Here is an 18,492-nt window from a genome sequence, read left to right as displayed (position 1 = left end):
TTTCCATGACGGAACAAGTATCCACAAGCAGGTGCGATTCACCGCTACTTCAGGCATTCGTCGACAATCGACTGATTCTGGTCAAGATTGCAGCCCGCATTACCGGCTGCCGGTCACGCGCCGAAGATGTGGTGCAGGATGCGTTCTTCCGACTGCAATCGGCGCCGCCGATAACGTCGTCGATCAAGGCCCAACTGAGTTATCTGTTCCAGATCGTGCGCAATCTGGCGATCGATCACTACCGCAAACAGGCGCTGGAGCAGAAGTACGCCGGCCCCGAGGAGGAAGGGTTGAACGTGGTCATTCAGGGCGCTTCGCCGGAAACCTCGCACATCAACTTCTCGACCCTGGAACACATCGCCGACGCACTGACCGAGTTGCCGGTCCGCACCCGCTATGCATTCGAGATGTACCGTCTGCACGGCGTGCCGCAGAAGGACATCGCCAAGGAACTCGGTGTGTCGCCGACGCTGGTCAACTTCATGATTCGTGATGCGCTGGTGCACTGCCGCAAGGTATCCGGCAGCCGCGCCGAGGCCATGTCCGCGAACCGTCGCTGATAAAAATCGGCCCAAAAAAAAGATCGCAGCCTTTGTCGAAAGGCAGCGATCTTTTTTGTTTTCAGGGAAATGTCACACCAGCGTGCAGCGGTCGAAAAACCGCTCGCGACCAAGGATCATCAGCGCCGCGCGCTTGTGCGGGAAGTCGAACTCCTTGTCGCAGTGGAAGCACTGATTGTGCATATGGCCGATCATCTTCGCGTTGTCGGCACGTGGTTCGGCCACCACTCGCTGAGTGCGCGGATCATCCAGGAACAGGTAGTGCACCAGCGCCGACAGCCAGCTCGCCACCTTGTGCGGGCCGCGATGGTCTTCTTCCCCGACCAGCATGTGGATGCCGCGATCGTAATTGTCGGCATTGTAGAACGGCGCGATGCGGTCTTCCTTGGCCCAGTAAGCTTCGAAATAGGCAAACGGCTGATCATCGAAACAACCGATCAGGGTCAGGGTGTGCGGATCGGCGTCAAGCTTGCTCAGGTACTCGCGATGCTGTTCGAGGCTGCCCTCTTCCTGCCAGAAACTGGCGACTCGCGGACTGTTCTGCCAGCGATTGAAACGCGCAAGATCCTGCTCGATTTCCACCGTTCGCAGGGAAATCCAGGCACCGAGACGCGCATCGAAACGCCGGTAAACCTCACCACGCGGCTTCACCGGTCGCATCGGATGACGCTTGCCGTTACTGATGACCATCTGCTGCGGATAACTGCCCGTCAGCGAATTGCCCAGCCACGGTTGCGGCAGTTGCCAGAACAACGTGCGCTCGCAGCGATATTCACCCGCCACTTCAGTGCCCACCAGCAAACCGCTGCGCAAGGCTTCGGTTGGCGCCTGATCCAGTTGCCAGATCAATTGCTGACGCGCCGGATCACGAGCAAACAGCCAATAACAGGCCGCCCACAGCGCCTGGCCTGGCGGCAGCGCATAGCGTTCATCGATCTGGATCGGCCCCTGGCCTTCGCGATCAAGGCGCAGGCGAATCAGCGGTTGCCCGTCCAGGATCAGGCTCAGACGGCTTTCGGTGGCATCGGCTACCAGTTGGCTGCCCGAAGGCAGGGCCAGGGCAGTCAGGTCATTCAGATTGGACATGGGTCGGGCTCACGGTAATCGTCGACAGTTCAACGATGGGACGTGAGCCGAGGCGGGAAATTTAGGCCAGGCGCGAAAAACCGTCGGTCATTGTTGCGGTACCGGCACCACCGCAATCTTGTACGGATCGAAGATCTTCAGCATCTGCCCGTTGTCGCGCAGGCCCTGCAGCAGCTTGCCGAACGCTTCGCCGGTGATCGGCGCCTTCGGACTGAGAATCGCGTAGTGGTGGTAGATCTGGTCGATACGCTGGGACACCAGCAACTCGTCGCGCACTTTTTCGTTACGCAGCAGGTAATCGAACAAATACGAGCGAGTGACCAGGGCAATGTCTGCGCGCCCGCGCAAGACCATCAGCAGGTTGCTGTCGTGGGAATAGGTCAGCGTGGCGCTGTACGCCTCCGCGAGGTATTTGGGATCGGCGTTGAAGTTGGCGAACTCATAGTGATAGCCGCTGTACAGCGCCAGCCGTTTTCCCTTGAGATCGGCGAAGTAATTCTGCTGGCGTCCGGGCTTGTTCTGCGCGACGAAAATCTCCGCGTCCTCCAGGCCCATGTCGACGGTGGCGTGGGGAATGTCTTTCCAGCCCCACTCCGGGTTTTCGAAGATCGCCATGTCGGTGCGACCATCCTTGAAATCGCCGAACCGGCGAGGAATCGAGGTGGGCACCAGCTCGAAACGATAGTCGCTCTGGGCGCCGTTCAACGCCGCGACCAGTTCCGGCAGCAGGCCGGTGTCGGCGCCGTTTTCCGGGCGAATGGTGTAGGGCGGAAAATGCGCCGCGCCCACCCGAACCACTTGCGCCGCCGGAGCAGGCAATACCCATAATGCAGCCAGCGCTGCGAGCATCAGCCCGGCGGCCGTCCGAATTGGCGAAGACTTCAAAACACCCCACTCCCCGAAAAAGTACCGATCATTGCATTCAAGCTAGGCGGTTTCGCCCAGTTAGCCAGTTTCCCGGCCCGATAGAAAGCGCCTAGCGCTCTTCGAGTACCAGAATCAGCGCTTCTTCGGCCAGTTGATCCAGGCTCAGGCTGCCGCCGGCGCGGAACCAGGTGGTGGTCCAGGACAATGCGCCCGTGAGAAAACGTCGGGTAATGAACACGTCGCCACGGATGAAACCTGCCTCTTTGGCCTCGCCCAGCACTTGCAGCCAGAGGTCTTCGTAGATGTCGCGCAGCGCCAGCACTTTGGCCTGACCGTCTTCGGACAACGAGCGCCATTCATACACCAGCACCGCCATCGCTTCGCCGCTGCCGCCCATGATCGACTGCAATTCACAGCGGATCAGCGCCAGTACCCGCTCGCGCACATCGGCGGCGTCAGCCAGGGCTGCGCGCATCAGCGCAGTGTTGTAGCGGATGGTTTCTTCCATCACCGCCCGCAGGATTTCATCCTTGCTCTTGAAGTGATGAAAGATGCTGCCGGACTGAATCCCCACGGCACCGGCCAGATCGCGCACTGTGGTGCGCTCATAGCCTTTGTTGCGGAACAGGTGGGCCGCCACTTGCAGCAGTTTGCCGCGAGCGCTGTCCGGATCGGTCAGCTGGCCGGCATCGACCAGTTCACGCATGACCCTCAGGGCTTTTTGCTCGTCCACCCGTTCTCTCCTACAGTCGATCAGTCAAATGCGTCGTACCCCGCAGAAACGGCGGGGTTGCGCGGGCAATTTAAGCCGCCGGCGGTGACCAAGCAAGCGCTTGGGCAGAAGATAATTTCGCCTGTTTACAAACCAAGCGCTTGCTTGGTAGCCTCGATGCACTTCTGTCACAGGTTCCTGAGTCGGAGATCAAAATGCCCACCACGGTTCGCATCGGATGCGCCAGCGCATTCTGGGGAGACACCTCGACCGCCGCCGCACAGCTTGTGGCCGGAGGACAGCTGGATTATCTGGTCTTCGACTATCTGGCCGAAATAACCATGTCGATCATGGCTGGCGCGCGCATGAAGGACCCGCAGGCGGGATTTGCCGGCGATTTCATCGAAGTCCTCGCGCCTCTGTTGCCGCAACTGGCCGAGCAGAAAATCCGCGTCATCAGCAATGCCGGCGGGGTCAATCCAAAGGCCTGCGCCGCCGCGCTGCAAGCGGCCTGCGACAAGGCCGGCGTGGCGCTGAAAATCGCCGTGCTGTCGGGCGATGACCTGCAACCGCACTTCAAACAACTTGCCTCCCAAGGCATTACGGAAATGTTCAGCGGCGCCCCGCTGCCGCCGATGTGCGTGTCGACCAACGCCTACCTCGGCGCGCCGGGCATCGTCGAAGCGCTGCGTCTGGGGGCCGACATCGTGATCTCCGGCCGGGTGGTCGACAGCGCAGTGGTCAGCGCTGCGCTGGTGCATGAATTTGGCTGGTCATGGCACGACTACGACAAACTCGCGCAAGCCGCCCTGGCCGGACACATCATCGAATGTGGCGCGCAATGCACCGGCGGCAATTTCACCGATTGGCGCGATGTGCCGGATTACGAGCACATCGGTTTCCCGATCGTCGAAGTCAGCGCCGACGGCCAGTTCATCGTCAGCAAACCCGAGGGCTCCGGCGGGCTGGTCACCCCCCTGACCGTAGGCGAACAGATGCTCTACGAAATCGGCAATCCGCAGGCCTATCTGTTGCCCGACGTGGTCTGCGATTTCAGCCAGGTCAAACTCCAGCAACAGGGCAAAAACGCCGTGCGGGTACACGGTGCCAAAGGCCTGCCGCCCAGCGACCAATACAAGGTCAGTGCAACGTATCCGGACGGTTTCCGGTGTACCGCCAGTTGCTTGATAGCCGGGATTGACGCGGTGGAAAAAGCCCGACGCGTCAGCCAGGCGATCCTCGACAAAACCTCGGAAATGCTCGACCACAAAGGCCTCGGGCCATACACCGAAACCCACGTCGAACTGCTTGGCAGCGAAGCCACCTACGGCCCTCACGGTCAGCGCCAGGACAGTCGCGAAGTGGTGATCAAACTCGCCGTGCGCCACCCGAACAAACAAGCGCTGATCCTGTTCTCCCGAGAAATCGCCCAGGCCGCGACCGGCATGGCGCCGGGGCTGACCGGCATCGTCGGCGGACGGCCGACGGTGTATCCGCTGATCCGGCTGTTCTCCTTCCTGATCGACAAAAGCGCCTGCACATTGCAGATCGACATCGCCGGCGAATCTCACCCGTTCGCCCTGCCCGCCCCCGCCACCCTCGACAGCCAGGATCTGCCACTGCCCCACGAAACGCCCAAACCCCAGGGCCGCGCCGATGCGAGCGTGCCGTTGGTCAAACTGGCGGTCGCGCGCTCCGGCGACAAGGGCAATCACAGCAACATTGGCGTCATGCCACGTCGTCCCGAATACCTGCCGTGGATCGCCGAAGCACTGACCCCGGCGGTGGTCGTCGACTGGATGAGCCATGTCCTCGACCCGATTCACGGTCGGGTCGAACGCTGGTATCTGCCCGGCACTCACAGCCTCAACTTCCTGCTGGAAAATGCCCTTGGTGGCGGCGGCGTGGCGAGTTTGCGCATCGACCCGCAAGGCAAGGCCTTCGCCCAACAACTACTGGAAATCCAGATCCCGGTGCCGCAGAGCATCGCCGAACAGTTCGACTAGAGGATTGGCACCATGGCGTATGAATCGATTTTCAGGGCCGATCTGTTCAGCGGCCAGACCGTCATCGTCACCGGGGGCGGCAGTGGCATCGGGCGTTGTACCGCCCACGAACTGGCGGCGCTCGGGGCCAACGTGGTGCTGGTCGGACGCAAGCCGGAAAAGCTGCAAACCGTCGCCGCTGAAATTGCCGAGGATGGCGGGCGCGCCCACTGGAAGGTCTGCGATATCCGTGACGAAGAGGCGGTGAAGGCGCTGGTCAGCGAGCTGATCCGCGAGCACGGGCCGATTCACGGACTGGTCAACAATGCCGGCGGCCAGTACCCGTCGCCACTGGCCTCGATCAATCAGAAGGGTTTCGAAACCGTGCTGCGGACCAATCTGGTAGGCGGTTTCCTGATGGCCCGGGAAGTGTTCAACCAGTCGATGAGCAAACACGGCGGCAGCATCGTCAACATGCTCGCCGACATGTGGGGCGGCATGCCCGGCATGGGCCACTCGGGCGCTGCGCGTTCGGGCATGGACAACTTCACCAAGACTGCCGCCTTCGAATGGGGTTATGCCGGTGTTAGGGTGAATGCGGTGGCGCCGGGCTGGATCGCTTCCAGCGGCATGGACACTTACGAAGGCGCGTTCAAAGCGGTGATCCCGACCTTGCGCGAACACGTGCCGCTCAAGCGCATCGGCACCGAATCGGAGGTCAGCGCAGCGATCGTGTTTCTGCTCAGCCCGGCAGCCGCGTTCATCAGCGGCAGCACCTTGCGCATCGATGGCGCGGCCAGCCTGGGCAGTCGCGCCTGGCCGTTGCACAAGGCGTCCCACAGCGAATCCTTCAATGGTTTTCACCGGGCCTGCATGCCCGACGTTTTGAAGGACAAGGAGTAAGCCATGCCGCAGATCCAGTCCCGGCTCGACCCGCACAGCGAAGCCTTTACCCGCAACCGCGCAGCGATGCTCGCCGCCATCGAGCAAGTCCGGCAACTCGAACAGAACCTGCTGAACAAGGCCGCCGAAGCCAAACCGAAATTCGACAAACGCGGACAATTGCTGCCCCGCGAACGCCTGAATCTGTTGCTCGACCCCGGCGCGCCATTCCTCGAACTGGCGAGCCTGGCCGGCTACAAACTGCACGACGACAAGGACGGCAGCTCGGCCGGTGGCGGCTTGATCGCCGGCATTGGTTACGTGTCCGGCGTGCGCGCCTTGATCGTGGCGAACAACAGCGCGATCAAGGGCGGGACGATTTCCCCGTCGGGCCTGAAGAAATCCCTGCGCCTGCAACAGATCGCCCAGGAAAACAAACTGCCGGTCATCACCCTCGCCGAAAGCGGCGGCGCCAACCTCAATTACGCGGCGGAAATTTTCGTCGAAGGCGCACGCAGCTTTGCCAATCAGGCGCGGATGTCGGCCATGGGTTTGCCGCAGATCACCGTAGTACACGGTTCGGCCACCGCTGGCGGCGCCTATCAGCCGGGGTTGTCGGATTACGTGGTGGTGGTGCGCGGCAAGGCCAAGCTGTTTCTTGCCGGCCCGCCGTTGCTTAAAGCAGCGACCGGTGAAGTCGCCACCGACGAAGAACTGGGTGGCGCCGAGATGCACGCGCAAGTCGCCGGCACCGCCGAATACCTGGCCGAAAACGATGCCGATGGCGTGCGTCAGGTGCGGGAAATCGTCAGCCTGCTGAACTGGAACGAGCAAATACCGTGGCTGCCCGAACCGCAATTCAAGGAGCCGCTGTATCCCATCGACGAACTGCTCGGGCTGATCCCGGACGACCCGAAAAAACCTTACGACGTGCGCGAAATCATTGCGCGGATCGCCGATGAATCGCGCTTCCTGGAGTTCAAGGGTGAGTTCGACCAGCAGACCGTTTGTGGCCACCTGAAAATTCAGGGCCGCGCCTGCGGTTTTATCGGCAACAACGGCCCGATCACGCCCAACGGCGCGAGCAAGGCGGCGCAGTTCATTCAACTGTGCGACCAGAGCCAGACGCCGCTGCTGTTTTTCCACAACACCACCGGGTTCATGGTCGGCACCGAATCGGAACAGCACGGGGTGATCAAGCATGGCTCGAAATTGATCCAGGCCGTGGCCAATGCGCGGGTGCCGAAACTGACGATCGTGGTCGGCGGTTCCTACGGCGCGGGCAACTACGCGATGTGCGGACGCGGGCTCGATCCGCGCTTCATCTTCGCCTGGCCCAACAGCCGCACCGCCGTGATGGGCGGCGCTCAGGCCGGCAAGGTGCTGCGCATCGTCACCGAAGCCAAGCAGTTGAAGGACGGCCTGGTGCCCGACCCGAAAATGCTCGACATGCTGGAGCAGGTCACCGCGCAGAAACTCGACAACCAGTCCACCGCTCTCTACGGCAGCGCCAACCTGTGGGACGACGGGCTGATCGATCCGCGTGACACCCGCACCCTGCTCGGCTATCTGCTGGACATCTGCCACGAAGCCGACATCCGCACGTTGCAACCCAACAGCTTCGGCGTCAGCCGGTTCTGATCGCCACGGATTAAAGGAGAACAATAAAAATGATCTTCACCCCGGAACACGAAGCCCTGCGCCGCACCGTCCGCCAATTCGTCGAGCACGAGATCAACCCGCACGTCGATGAATGGGAAAAGGCCGGGCGCTTTCCGATCCACGAGATTTTCCGCAAGGCCGGCGACCTCGGTCTGCTGGGGATTTCCAAACCGGAAAAGTTCGGCGGCATGGGCCTGGATTACAGCTATTCGATCGTCGCCGCCGAAGAGTTCGGCACCATCCATTGTGGCGGCATTCCAATGTCGATCGGCGTGCAGACCGACATGTGCACTCCCGCCCTCGCCCGCTTCGGTTCCGATGAATTGCGCGAAGAGTTTCTGCGCCCGGCGATCACCGGCGAGCAGGTCGGCTGCATCGGCGTCTCGGAAGTCGGTGCCGGCTCCGATGTCGCCGGGCTCAAGACCACCGCGCGCAAGGACGGCGACGACTATGTGATCAACGGCAGCAAGATGTGGATCACCAACTCGCCCAGCGCCGACTTCATCTGCCTGCTGGCCAACACCTCGGACGACAAGCCGCACGTCAACAAATCGCTGATCATGGTGCCGATGAACACGCCGGGCATCAGCCTCAGTTCACACCTCGACAAGCTCGGCATGCGCAGCTCGGAAACTGCCCAGGTGTTTTTCGACAACGTGCGCGTGCCCCAGCGCAATCGCATCGGCCACGAAGGCGCCGGGTTCATGATGCAGATGCTGCAGTTCCAGGAGGAACGTCTGTTCGGCGCGGCCAACATGATCAAAGGCCTGGAATATTGCGTCGACAGCACCATCGAGTACTGCAAGGAACGTAAGACCTTCGGCAACGCGCTGATCGACAACCAGGTGATCCACTTCCGCCTCGCCGAATTGCAGACCGAAATCGAATGCCTGCGGGCGCTGGTCTATCAGGCCACCGAGCAATACGTGAAAGGTCAGGACGTCACCCGACTGGCGTCGATGGCCAAGCTCAAGGCCGGGCGTCTCGGCCGCGAAGTCAGTGACAGTTGCCTGCAATACTGGGGCGGCATGGGCTTCATGTGGGACAACCCGGTGGCCCGTGCCTATCGCGACGTGCGACTGGTGTCGATTGGCGGCGGCGCCGACGAAATCATGCTGGGCATCATCTGCAAACTGATGGGCATCCTGCCGGGGAAAAAGAAATGAGCGCCCTGCCCGATTGCCAGACGCTGCTGCTGGAACGGCACAACGGCGTGTTGCACATCACCCTCAATCGCCCGGAATGCCGCAACGCCATGAGCCTGCAAATGGTCGCCGAGCTACGCGCAATTCTGGCCGCTGTGCGCGATGACCGTAGCGTGCGCGCCTTGGTGCTCAGCGGTGCCGGCGGGCATTTCTGCGCCGGTGGCGACATCAAGGACATGGCCAACGCCCGCGCCCAGGGCAGCGATGCCTATCGCGAGTTGAACCGAGCCTTCGGGTCATTGCTGGAAGAAGCACAGCACGCGCCGCAAGTGCTGATCACCGTGTTGCAGGGCGCTGTGCTGGGGGGCGGCTTCGGGCTGGCCTGTGTCAGCGATATCGCCATCACCGATCATCAGGCGCAGTTCGGTTTGCCGGAAACCAGTCTTGGTCTGCTGCCAGCGCAGATCGCGCCGTTTGTGGTGCAGCGCATCGGTCTGACCGAAACCCGCCGCCTGGCCCTGACCGCCGCACGCTTCGACGGCCACCAGGCACGACGCCTGGGGCTGGTGCATTTTGTCGAGCAGGATCCACAGGCGCTCGCCGAGCGGCTGGATGAAGTGCTCGACCATGTCCTCTGCTGCGCTCCCGAAGCGAATGCCGTGACGAAAAAACTGGTGCTGGCCAGTGCCGGCCAGCCGCCAAGTGAACTGCTGGATGAAGCGGCGCAGTGGTTCAGCGAAGCGGTGACCGGTGCCGAAGGGATCGAAGGCACGATGGCGTTTGTGCAAAAGCGCAAACCGAGGTGGGCTCCTTAAAAAACATCGCGGGCAAACCCCGCGATGAGGCCCTTCCATACACCGCCAACATTCAGGAAAAACCACCATGCCCGCCCTCCACAAGATCCTGATCGCCAACCGCGGTGAAATCGCCTGCCGCATCCAGCGCACCGCCCAGGCCCTTGGCTATCGCACGGTCGCCGTTTTCAGTGATGCCGACGCCGATGCACTGCACGTGCAGATGGCCGATCAAGCGGTGAACATCGGCCCGGCGCCGGTGCTGCAGTCCTACCTGAATATCCCGGCGATCCTCGACGCCGCCCGGCGCAGCGGTGCCGACGCCATACACCCGGGCTACGGCTTCCTCTCGGAAAATGCCGAATTCGCCCGCGCCTGCGAACAGGCCGGCCTGACCTTCATCGGCCCCAGCGTCGAAGCCATCGAACTGATGGGCAGCAAACGCCAGTCGAAAATCGCCATGCTCGCGGCCGGTGTGCCGTGCATCGCCGGCTATCAAGGTGCGGATCAGGACGACGCGACCCTGACCCGTGAAGCCGAGCGCATCGGTTACCCGCTGATGATCAAGGCCAGCGCCGGCGGTGGTGGACGCGGCATGCGGCTGGTGCACAACGCCGAAGAGCTGCCGGCGCAATTGCGCACAGCACGCTCGGAAGCCTTGAACGGATTCGGCAGCGATGAACTGATCCTCGAACAGGCGCTGATCGAACCGCGCCATGTCGAAGTGCAGCTGTTCGGCGATCACCACGGCAATCTGATCTACCTCGGCGAGCGCGACTGCTCGATTCAGCGCCGCCACCAGAAAGTCATCGAAGAAGCGCCGTGCCCGGTGATGACCGAAGAACTGCGTCAGGCGATGGGCGAAGCGGCGCTCAAGGCCGGGCGTGCGGTGAACTATGTGGGCGCTGGCACCGTGGAATTTCTGCTCGATGCCCGAGGCCAGTTCTACTTTCTGGAAATGAATACCCGGCTGCAGGTCGAGCACCCGGTGACCGAACTGATTACCGGATTGGATCTGGTGGCGTGGCAACTGTCAGTCGCCGAAGGTCAGCCGCTGCCGCTGACCCAGGCGCAGGTGAAACTCGATGGCCACGCGATGGAAGTGCGCCTCTACGCCGAAGATCCGGCCCAGGGTTTTCTGCCGCAGACCGGGCGTGTCGAAGCCTGGGCGCCGGCGCTGGATCGCGGTGCGCGGATCGATCACGGCCTGATCGAAGGGCAGTCGATCTCACCGTTCTACGACCCGATGCTCGGCAAACTGATCGCCCACGGCGCCACCCGTGAAGAGGCGCGGCGCAAACTGTTGTGCGCAGTTCAGGACAGCGTGTTGCTGGGCGTGCAGAGCAATCAGCGGCTGCTGGCCAGCCTGTTGCAGCATCCGCAGTTCATCAGTGGGGAGTTCGGCACCGGGTTCATTGCGCAGCACTTTGCCGACCACGACTGCCTACGCGCCTGTTTGCCCAGTGCCGAAGTGCTGGCCTTGGCGGCGGCGCTGTTTTACCTGTGCGCCGCACAGCAACACCGCGCCCCGTTGTCGGGATGGCGCAACAACGCCAGTGCGCCGTTGCTCTATCGCATCGGCCTCGACGCCCGCGACTGGAACGTGCAACTTCGCACCCGTTCAAATAATGCGTTTGAAGTGCAGGTCGCAGAACGTGTCATCGAACTCAGACTCGTCGAACACACTGCCGGAGCCGTGACGCTGGAGATCGATGGCCTGCGCCAGCGCCATGCCTATCGCCTGCGCGACGAGCAGCTCTGGCTGTTCACCCACCCCGGCAGCCTGCATCTGGTGGATCGAACTCATGCGGTGATCGACAGTCAGACCAGCGTCAGTTCCGGCACGTTGAAAGCCCCGATGGATGGCGCCATCATCGAAGTGCTCGTCAGCGAAGGCAGCCCGGTCAGCAAGGGCCAACTGCTGGTGGTGCTGGAGGCGATGAAAATGGAGCACCCGCTCAAGGCCGGCATCGACGGCGTGCTCAAGCGGGTGCAGGTCAAGGTCGGCGATCAGGTAAAAAATCGTCAGGTTCTGTTGCAGGTCGAGTAGTCGCCGCGCGCATCCGCAAGGTTTGACTACGCTCTGAATAATCAGGACGCGGAAATCAGGAAACCTGCGATGCCCCATTGGCTGGTCATAGATCTGGAAGCCACCACCGATGAGGGTGGCTGGCCGGTTACGGAAATGGAGATCATCGAGATCGGCGCGACCCTGGTGGATCGCGCCGGTCGCGAGCAGGATCACTTTCAGCGCTTCGTCAAACCGACGCGGCGCCCCTTGTTGACGCCGTTTTGCCGCGAACTCACGCACATCACCCAGGCCAACATCGATGCGGCGCAGCCGTTGAGCGACGTCTGGCCGGTCTTCGAGCGTTGGCTTGGCCAGCATCGGACGCGCCTTGAAGGCTGGGCCAGTTGGGGCGATTACGACCGCAAGCAGTTGCTTCAGGAATGGCAGCGGCTGCAACTCGACAGTGCCCTGAGCCGGGTGCCGCACATGAACCTCAAACAGCGCTTCGCCAAGGCCCGACGCCTCGAGCGGCCGCTGGGGCTCAATGGCGCGTTGCAACTGGCGGGCATGCAGTTCACCGGTCAGCAGCATCGAGCGCTGGAAGATGCGCGCAATACCGCCCGCTTATTGCCGTTGGTGCTGCCGCTCTAGCGCAGGTGACGGCGCCATAAGCCTTGTGCATACTGGCCGACCCTTTTTGACCCTTTTAAGCCCTTTTCGAGAGGAATCGCCCATGTTTAAAGTCAACGAGTACTTCGACGGCACCGTCAAGTCGATCGCTTTCGGCACTGCTGAAGGCCCTGCGACCATCGGCGTCATGGCCCCGGGCGAATACGAATTTGGCACCAGCCAGCGTGAAATCATGCACGTTGTCTCGGGCGCACTGACCGTCAAGCTGCCGGACAGCGCCGATTGGGAGACCTTCGCCGCGGGCAGCCAGTTCAACGTGCCAGCCAACAGCAAGTTCCAGCTGAAGGTGGCCGTCGACACCGCTTACCTGTGCGAATACCGCGGCTGAAACACCGGTTTCCTGCGCTCATGAAAATGCCCGTGTCGAAGGACACGGGCATTTTTCGTTTCCGGCGGGTTATTCGAGGATTTCCACCGGCATGCCGACTTCAAGCCGGCCGTTGCTGTCGTTGACCAGGTTCTGGCCGAACATCGCGCCGTCGGCCTGGGCACGGGTCTTCTGCAGGGTCGCCAGTGGTTCGCGGTCTGCGCTGCGCTCACCGGTCTGCGGATCGATGGTGGTGAGAATGCATCGCGAGCAGGACTTGACCACGCGGAACTCGACCTCACCGATACGAATCCGCTTCCAGCCGTCCTCGGCGTAGGCGTCACTGCCTTCGATCACCAGATTCGGCCGGAACCGCAGCATTTCCAAAGGTCGCCCGACTTCCTGCGACAAGTGTTGCAGCGAGGCCTCGCCAATCAGCAGCAGCGGAAAGCCGTCGGCGAATGCCACTTGATCGTCGTCCTTGCCATAGCCGGCCTGCGTCGTACGGGCGCGCTCCAGCGGCACTTGCACCAGACGCGTCGGCTTGCCGATGAATTCGCTGACCCAGCGGGCCGCTTCCTCGCCGGCATCCGGTACGCGCAAGGTATCGCGCCAGATGGTTACGCCACGCAGGTCGTCGTCACCGCCGGGCAAGGCGACATCGATTGCCGAATGCCCCGCCGCGCTGAGCGTCAGGCCGCCAGTGGCATTCCATAGCGCCGACAGCTGGCTCATTTTCGCTTCGGCACGCTGGGTCAGGAACCGCCCGCTGGCCTCGTCCACCAGCATCCAGCGTCGGTCGCCCTCAAGCCCCAGTTTGTCCAGGCCGATCCTTTGCAGGACCTCGCCCTTTGCGGATTTCAACGGGTAACGATAAAGCGCGCTCAGACGCAGCATGGCCAGCTCCCTGGTGGGTCAAAAACGCCACCCTATACGAGCTTTGTCAGCGAATCAAAGGCTGACGCGGGGTCAGCCTCGAAAGGTTGATCAGGCCGGTACTTCGTCGAGCATCAGACGCTGGCGCACCACGTCGACCAGTTTGTCCGGCTGGAACTTGGAGAGGAAATTGTCGCAACCGACCTTCTTCACCATCGAATCGTTGAAACTGCCGGACAGCGAAGTGTGCAGCACCACATACAGGCCACGCAGGCGCGGGTCGTTGCGGATTTCGGTGGTCAGGCGATAGCCGTCCATCTCCGGCATTTCGGCATCGGTGAACACCATCAGCAGTTTGTCGGTCATGTTCACCCCGGTGTCCGCCCAGGCCTTGAGCATGTTCAAGGCTTTAAGGCCGTCGCTGGCGATGTGCATCTTCACGCCCAACTGGCCGAGGGTGTCGCGCAATTGCGAGAGCGCCACGTTGGAGTCGTCCACCAGCAACACTTCGCGGCCACGGGCGCGTTCCAGCACCGGATCGTCCAGTTTGTCGCGAGAAACCTTGGCGTTGTACGGCACGATTTCGGCGAGGACCTTCTCGACGTCGATGATTTCCACCAATTGGTCGTCGACCTTGCTGATGGCGGTCAGGTAATGCTGTCGACCGGCACTGGTCGGCGGCGGCAGGATGGCTTCCCAGTTCATGTTGACGATGCGATCCACACCACCGACGAGGAACGCCTGCACCGAACGGTTGTATTCGGTGACGATGATCGTGCTGTTCGGGCCCGGCACCAGCGGGCGCATGCCGATCGCCTGGGACAGGTCAATCACTGGCAGCGTCTGGCCACGCAGGTTGACCACACCGCAGACAAACGGGTGACGCTGGGGCATCAGGGTCAGCTTCGGCAGTTGCAGAACCTCCTGAACCTTGAACACGTTGATCGCGAACAATTGGCGTCCGGCCAGTCGAAACATGAGAATTTCCAGGCGATTCTCACCCACCAGTTGCGTGCGTTGGTCTACCGTGTCGAGAATGCCGGCCATCAATGACTCCTGGGCTTGTTCTGATGAATTCACTATTGGGGGTTATCGGCTGAATCTGGCGGATCTTGATCCCGTCACAAATCACCAACAAAATGCCACGAGCGGGCATTGATGTCACATTAACATCATGCTTTACTGGCCCGGTGAAATCATCTGCTACATTCTCTTCGGCGCGACCTCGGTTTGCGCGACAGGTTCCCGTGCCTAAGGGAATCCCCTAGTAACAATCAGGCCCAACCTGATGTTCGCGATATCCAATAGCCATTAATGTGACGCCATTCTCATTGCATGAACGGAGTCAGGCTATTGTGTGCGATCGCAGTTCAGTGGAAACACATCCTCTTGAAACCCCAGGTCCGTGCGGATGCACACCGGGGCGCGGTCTCGCGACGGTTCATGATCGTCGACACACACGGCATTCCCTCATCAGACATGACGTGGTGGAGATAAGCATGCCGAACGACCGTAGTGATTGGGCGCAGCGGTTCCCCGAATTCCTTGTCGAGGCCGAAACGCTCCTGGCCAAGTCTGAAGAATGCCTCAGCCACCTGCAGTTGATCAGCAATGACAAGGACGCCATCGACTGCATGCTCAGCACCCTCCTGAAGCTTGCGAACAAGGCCGATGCCCTGTCACTGGAGGCGGTGTCCGGATTTTCCCTGCACCTGCATGGCTTGCTCACCCAGGTACAGGATCACGTGGATTTGCATGCGCAGGCCCTGGAAGCACTGAAAGAGTGCTTCACCCTGATGGCCTGGCAACTGGAACTGGTTGACCCACGCACCGGCCAGCTTGGACTGGATGAAAGCGAACAGGCATCGCTCATAGAAGCCTTTGCCTGTCAGGTCGGACAGGCTCACTTCCAATTGCCGCTCAATGGCAAGCCGATGTCCCTCGTCACCTGGTCGGAGCACCAGGCGTAACGAGATACACCATGGGCTGTTCAGGCCCGTCAGTTCTCGCAGTCGTATGTCGCAATTGAATAGTTCATACCTGCCCGCGACCTCTTCCAATAAATAATTACGAGCGATGAATGCGGACTATCCTCTACGGATGTCAGGGTTTTCCTGTGTAAAAGAAAACTTGCGGCTGCATCGCTAATTATCGAGTCAGGTACTTCAACTTTTCCATAATGGAACCGTCGTCCAACATGGCCTGTTTCCTGACTCTTTGGACATATAGGGCAAACGCGACCAACGGTATGTTAAGTGGTATTATGCCGCCCGTTAGTTGTTTCAGTTAATGGCAATGTGACTTCAATGATCGGTCTCCAGCAAAGTTGGCGCTCAATTATCGATCACTGAACCGTCTTTGAAATCAACAACCTGAATGACAGTTTTCCAGACAGAGACCGCCAGCCCTTCTGACCGGTCTGCCCGCAGCGAACATCCATTGGCTCCATCCGCTATGTACGCCAGCCTCAAGTCAATCACCACATGGCCTCCCTCCCGAGAAAATGCCCGCAGGTTCACACTCCTGTTGTGCACGGCTTCGGCCTTGGGCAGCCTGTTGTGCTATGGCTTCTCTGCGCCGTTGCCGCTCGGCCTGCTGCTGATCAACGTGGCGGCTGCCGGCTGTGTCTGGACCCAACATCGTCTGTCGCGCAAATCCATCAAGTTCCAGCCTCAGGAACTGGCCGACCGTTTGCTGGAAGTCCAGGAAAACGAGCGCCATCGCCTGAGTCGTGAACTGCATGACGATATCGGCCAGCTGCTGACCGCCGCCAAGCTGCAAAGCGAATGGCTCAAGCGCCGCCTGCCCGCAGATATGCAGGAACACTGCTCGGTCCTTTGCGAGACCCTGGAAGAAACCCTCAACAAGGTTCGCGACGTCTCGGCCATTCTCAATCCGCGGCAGTTGACCAGCCTTGGCCTGGAAGCAAGCCTGCGGGCGCATTTGCTCAAGGTATTGGCCAATACTTCGGTGCACTGGAGTCTTGATTGCCAGCAGCGCCTGAATGGAATCCCCGAAGAAATGGCGGTCGCTGCCTTTCGCATCACTCAGGAAGCGGTCACCAACATCCTTCGCCATGCACAGGCCAAAAACCTGTTGATCCGCGTACAACGCCTGCCGCAGGGCCTGACCTTGCTGATCAGCGATGATGGCCTGGGCTTTTCCCCGGCAGCGAATCCGGGGCGCGAAGGACAACGGGGCATGGCCGGAATGGCCGAACGGATCGAACAACTGGGCGGCACACTGAGCGTGACCAGCGAGCCGGGCAAAGGTACTCAAATCGAAGCACTATTCCCCTGGGCGCCCCGTGCACTCGAGCGGGCCAGTACGAATAAGGTTATGCGTTGACTTGTAACTTACTTCTAGTGGATGACCACTCGCTGATCAGGGCCGGCGTACGCGCCCTGGTGCTGGATATTCCCGGTTATGCGGTGATCGGCGAGGCCAATGACGGCTCGCAGCTGCTCGAGATGGTCGAGCAGCTGTCTCCCGATATCGTATTGCTGGACATTTCCATGAAGGAAACCGGCGGACTGGAAGCCCTCCAGCGGCTCAGACGCGTACGCCCGCACGCCAAAGTGCTGATTCTCTCGATGCACACCGACCCCGCGCTGATCATGCAGGCGCTGGAGTCCGGCGCTCACGGCTACCTGCTCAAGGACACCACGGCCACCGAGCTCGAACATGCACTGGAAGCACTGCGCAACAACGAGCGCTACTTGAGCCCAGCCATCGCCCACACCGTGATCAATCAGGCGCTGACACGCAACCTCAAGCAGCAACCGGAAGTCACCGAGTCGCACAACCTGACAGCACGCCAACTGGAAATCCTGCGTCTGATCGTACGCGGCAAGTCCACACGGGAAATCGCCAATGGTCTGGGCTTGAGCATCAAGACGGTCGAAACTCACCGCTCGCAGATCATGAAACGCCTGCAGATCTACGATGTGGCGGGCCTGGTGCTGTTTGCCGTGCGGGAACAGATCATCAGTCTGGACGACTGAGCCGGGTCGTTGTGCTCAACAGCGGCGAGTCCTTGGGCAAATGCACACGCAAGGCTGCGGGGCGCGCCGCAAACCGCAGACTGTCGCCCTCCAGTGGCTCACCGTCGAGATTGATGCAAAGCCCTTCGGCAACCTTGATTTCAACCCACGGCAAACGGGTGCGCACGAACATGTTGTCGATGCCGAACCCGTCGCTGAGCAGATTTTTCAGCGTACCGACCAATTCCTGCGGCGCCGGCAGAATGCTGATATCCAGAAGACCGTCATCCACCAGCGCTTCCGGGCACAACACATGCCCGCCACCGGCCTGGCGACCATTGCCGATCCCCAGCGCCAGCAGCTCGCCACGCCAATGAAAATCCGGTCCCTGCAACTCGCCGTAGGCGGCATGCAGTTCACTGAACCGCGATAAACCGGTAAACAGGTAAGCCGCGCCGCCCAGCACTTTTTTCAGATCTTCCGACGTGTTGGCCGTCACCTGACTGCCGAACCCGCCGGTGGCCATGTTCAGGAATATCTGCCCGCCGACTTCACCCAGATCGATGTCATGGGCGTGCGCCTCAAGCAATTCGAGCGCTTCGGCCGGTTCCAGGGGAATAGCGGCCGCACGGGAAAAATCATTGGCGGTTCCCAGCGGCAACAGCACCAGACTGGCCTTGCCTGGCTGCGCCGCCAGCGCTTCGGCGATATCACGCAGGGTGCCATCTCCACCACCGGCGATGATCTGACGGTATCCCGCCGCCAACGCCTCTTCCACCAGACGCTGGGCATCGCCGGCCTCCCAGGTCAGGCGCACGGCCAGTTCCCAGCCCTGTTTACGCTTGTTCTCGACAGCGGCACGAACCGCCTCGTTGAGTGCCTGCTTGCCATGCAGAATCAACAATGCCTTGCGTTCACTCATTACGGTCACT

17 protein-coding genes and 2 pseudogenes are annotated in these 18,492 nt (G+C 61.1%); 13 read left to right on the top strand and 6 right to left on the bottom strand.

Annotated features, from left to right (window positions below; all coding sequences use genetic code 11):
* The first annotated feature begins 5 nt into the window (after positions 1-5).
* Entirely contained in the window at positions 6-560 is a 555-nt protein-coding gene (locus CAF73_RS24745; protein WP_085704462.1) for an RNA polymerase factor sigma-70, read from the top strand.
* Positions 561-632: 72 nt separating this feature from the next.
* On the opposite strand, the gene CAF73_RS24740 is transcribed toward CAF73_RS24745, so the two are convergent.
* The 3 genes from CAF73_RS24740 to CAF73_RS24730 all read right to left on the bottom strand — a co-directional run bounded on the left by CAF73_RS24740 (position 633) and on the right by CAF73_RS24730 (position 3,246).
* Positions 633-1,646 (bottom strand): GNAT family N-acetyltransferase, encoded by a 1,014-nt coding sequence (locus CAF73_RS24740; RefSeq protein WP_085704460.1) that lies wholly within the window; start codon positions 1,644-1,646, stop codon positions 633-635.
* Between the two features lie 87 nt (positions 1,647-1,733).
* Entirely contained in the window at positions 1,734-2,531 is a 798-nt protein-coding gene (locus CAF73_RS24735) for an ABC transporter substrate-binding protein (RefSeq protein WP_085704458.1), read from the bottom strand.
* A 91-nt stretch (positions 2,532-2,622) separates the two neighbouring features.
* The gene (locus tag CAF73_RS24730) at positions 2,623-3,246 is read right to left on the bottom strand and encodes a TetR/AcrR family transcriptional regulator (RefSeq protein WP_007955773.1); all 624 of its coding nucleotides are present in this window, start codon (positions 3,244-3,246) and stop codon (positions 2,623-2,625) included.
* A gap of 194 nt (positions 3,247-3,440) precedes the next feature.
* Here CAF73_RS24730 and CAF73_RS24725 point away from each other — a divergent pair, with 194 nt between their 5' ends.
* From CAF73_RS24725 to CAF73_RS24690, 9 genes and pseudogenes are all read left to right on the top strand, one after another.
* Positions 3,441-5,231, top strand: coding sequence for an acyclic terpene utilization AtuA family protein (locus CAF73_RS24725; protein WP_085704456.1), 1,791 nt, complete (start codon positions 3,441-3,443; stop codon positions 5,229-5,231).
* Positions 5,232-5,243: 12 nt separating this feature from the next.
* Entirely contained in the window at positions 5,244-6,113 is an 870-nt protein-coding gene (locus CAF73_RS24720) for an SDR family oxidoreductase (RefSeq protein WP_085704454.1), read from the top strand.
* A 3-nt stretch (positions 6,114-6,116) separates the two neighbouring features.
* Entirely contained in the window at positions 6,117-7,733 is a 1,617-nt protein-coding gene (gene atuC, locus CAF73_RS24715; RefSeq protein ID WP_085704452.1) for a geranyl-CoA carboxylase subunit beta, read from the top strand.
* 29 nt (positions 7,734-7,762) lie between these two features.
* Complete coding sequence (gene atuD, locus CAF73_RS24710) at positions 7,763-8,920, top strand: citronellyl-CoA dehydrogenase (protein WP_085700109.1); 1,158 nt, start codon at positions 7,763-7,765, stop codon at positions 8,918-8,920.
* Positions 8,917-9,714 (top strand): enoyl-CoA hydratase/isomerase family protein, encoded by a 798-nt coding sequence (locus tag CAF73_RS24705; protein ID WP_085704450.1) that lies wholly within the window; start codon positions 8,917-8,919, stop codon positions 9,712-9,714. Before atuD ends, CAF73_RS24705 begins: the two co-directional genes overlap by 4 nt.
* A gap of 67 nt (positions 9,715-9,781) precedes the next feature.
* Positions 9,782-11,257, top strand: a pseudogene (locus tag CAF73_RS24700) (acetyl/propionyl/methylcrotonyl-CoA carboxylase subunit alpha); the annotation flags it as partial.
* Between the two features lie 135 nt (positions 11,258-11,392).
* A pseudogene (locus CAF73_RS30845) lies at positions 11,393-11,743 on the top strand (acetyl-CoA carboxylase biotin carboxyl carrier protein subunit); the annotation flags it as partial.
* Positions 11,744-11,812: 69 nt separating this feature from the next.
* Positions 11,813-12,355 carry an exonuclease domain-containing protein gene (locus CAF73_RS24695; protein ID WP_085704446.1) on the top strand — a complete coding sequence of 181 codons (543 nt, stop codon included), beginning with the start codon at positions 11,813-11,815 and terminating at the stop codon, positions 12,353-12,355.
* A gap of 82 nt (positions 12,356-12,437) precedes the next feature.
* Entirely contained in the window at positions 12,438-12,722 is a 285-nt protein-coding gene (locus tag CAF73_RS24690) for a pyrimidine/purine nucleoside phosphorylase (protein WP_085700101.1), read from the top strand.
* A gap of 69 nt (positions 12,723-12,791) precedes the next feature.
* Here the strand turns inward: CAF73_RS24690 and CAF73_RS24685 are convergent, their stop codons facing one another.
* Positions 12,792-13,598 carry an MOSC domain-containing protein gene (locus CAF73_RS24685; RefSeq protein WP_085704444.1) on the bottom strand — a complete coding sequence of 269 codons (807 nt, stop codon included), beginning with the start codon at positions 13,596-13,598 and terminating at the stop codon, positions 12,792-12,794.
* Positions 13,599-13,688: 90 nt separating this feature from the next.
* Positions 13,689-14,624, bottom strand: a complete 936-nt coding sequence (locus CAF73_RS24680; protein ID WP_003226705.1) for a chemotaxis protein CheV — start codon at positions 14,622-14,624, stop codon at positions 13,689-13,691.
* A gap of 452 nt (positions 14,625-15,076) precedes the next feature.
* Between CAF73_RS24680 and CAF73_RS24675 the strand changes: the two genes are divergently transcribed.
* The 3 genes from CAF73_RS24675 (at position 15,077) to CAF73_RS24665 (ending at position 17,581) form a co-directional block, all read left to right on the top strand.
* Positions 15,077-15,547 (top strand): hypothetical protein, encoded by a 471-nt coding sequence (locus CAF73_RS24675; RefSeq protein ID WP_085704442.1) that lies wholly within the window; start codon positions 15,077-15,079, stop codon positions 15,545-15,547.
* A gap of 484 nt (positions 15,548-16,031) precedes the next feature.
* On the top strand, positions 16,032-16,925 hold the full coding sequence (locus CAF73_RS24670; RefSeq protein WP_085683399.1) for a sensor histidine kinase: 894 nt from the start codon (positions 16,032-16,034) through the stop codon (positions 16,923-16,925).
* The gene (locus CAF73_RS24665) at positions 16,922-17,581 is read left to right on the top strand and encodes a response regulator transcription factor (protein WP_085683400.1); all 660 of its coding nucleotides are present in this window, start codon (positions 16,922-16,924) and stop codon (positions 17,579-17,581) included. The genes CAF73_RS24670 and CAF73_RS24665 overlap by 4 nt, the downstream gene beginning before the upstream one ends.
* On the opposite strand, the gene yegS is transcribed toward CAF73_RS24665, so the two are convergent.
* The gene (gene yegS / locus CAF73_RS24660; RefSeq protein WP_085700093.1) at positions 17,565-18,482 is read right to left on the bottom strand and encodes a lipid kinase YegS; all 918 of its coding nucleotides are present in this window, start codon (positions 18,480-18,482) and stop codon (positions 17,565-17,567) included. The genes CAF73_RS24665 and yegS overlap by 17 nt on opposite strands.
* Between the last annotated feature and the right edge of the window lie 10 nt (positions 18,483-18,492).

This window comes from Pseudomonas sp. B15(2017) (assembly GCF_002113215.1).
GTDB lineage: Bacteria > Pseudomonadota > Gammaproteobacteria > Pseudomonadales > Pseudomonadaceae > Aquipseudomonas.
The sequence above is the reverse complement of the archived record's forward strand: the minus strand, read 5'-3'. Positions and strand labels throughout refer to the sequence as shown.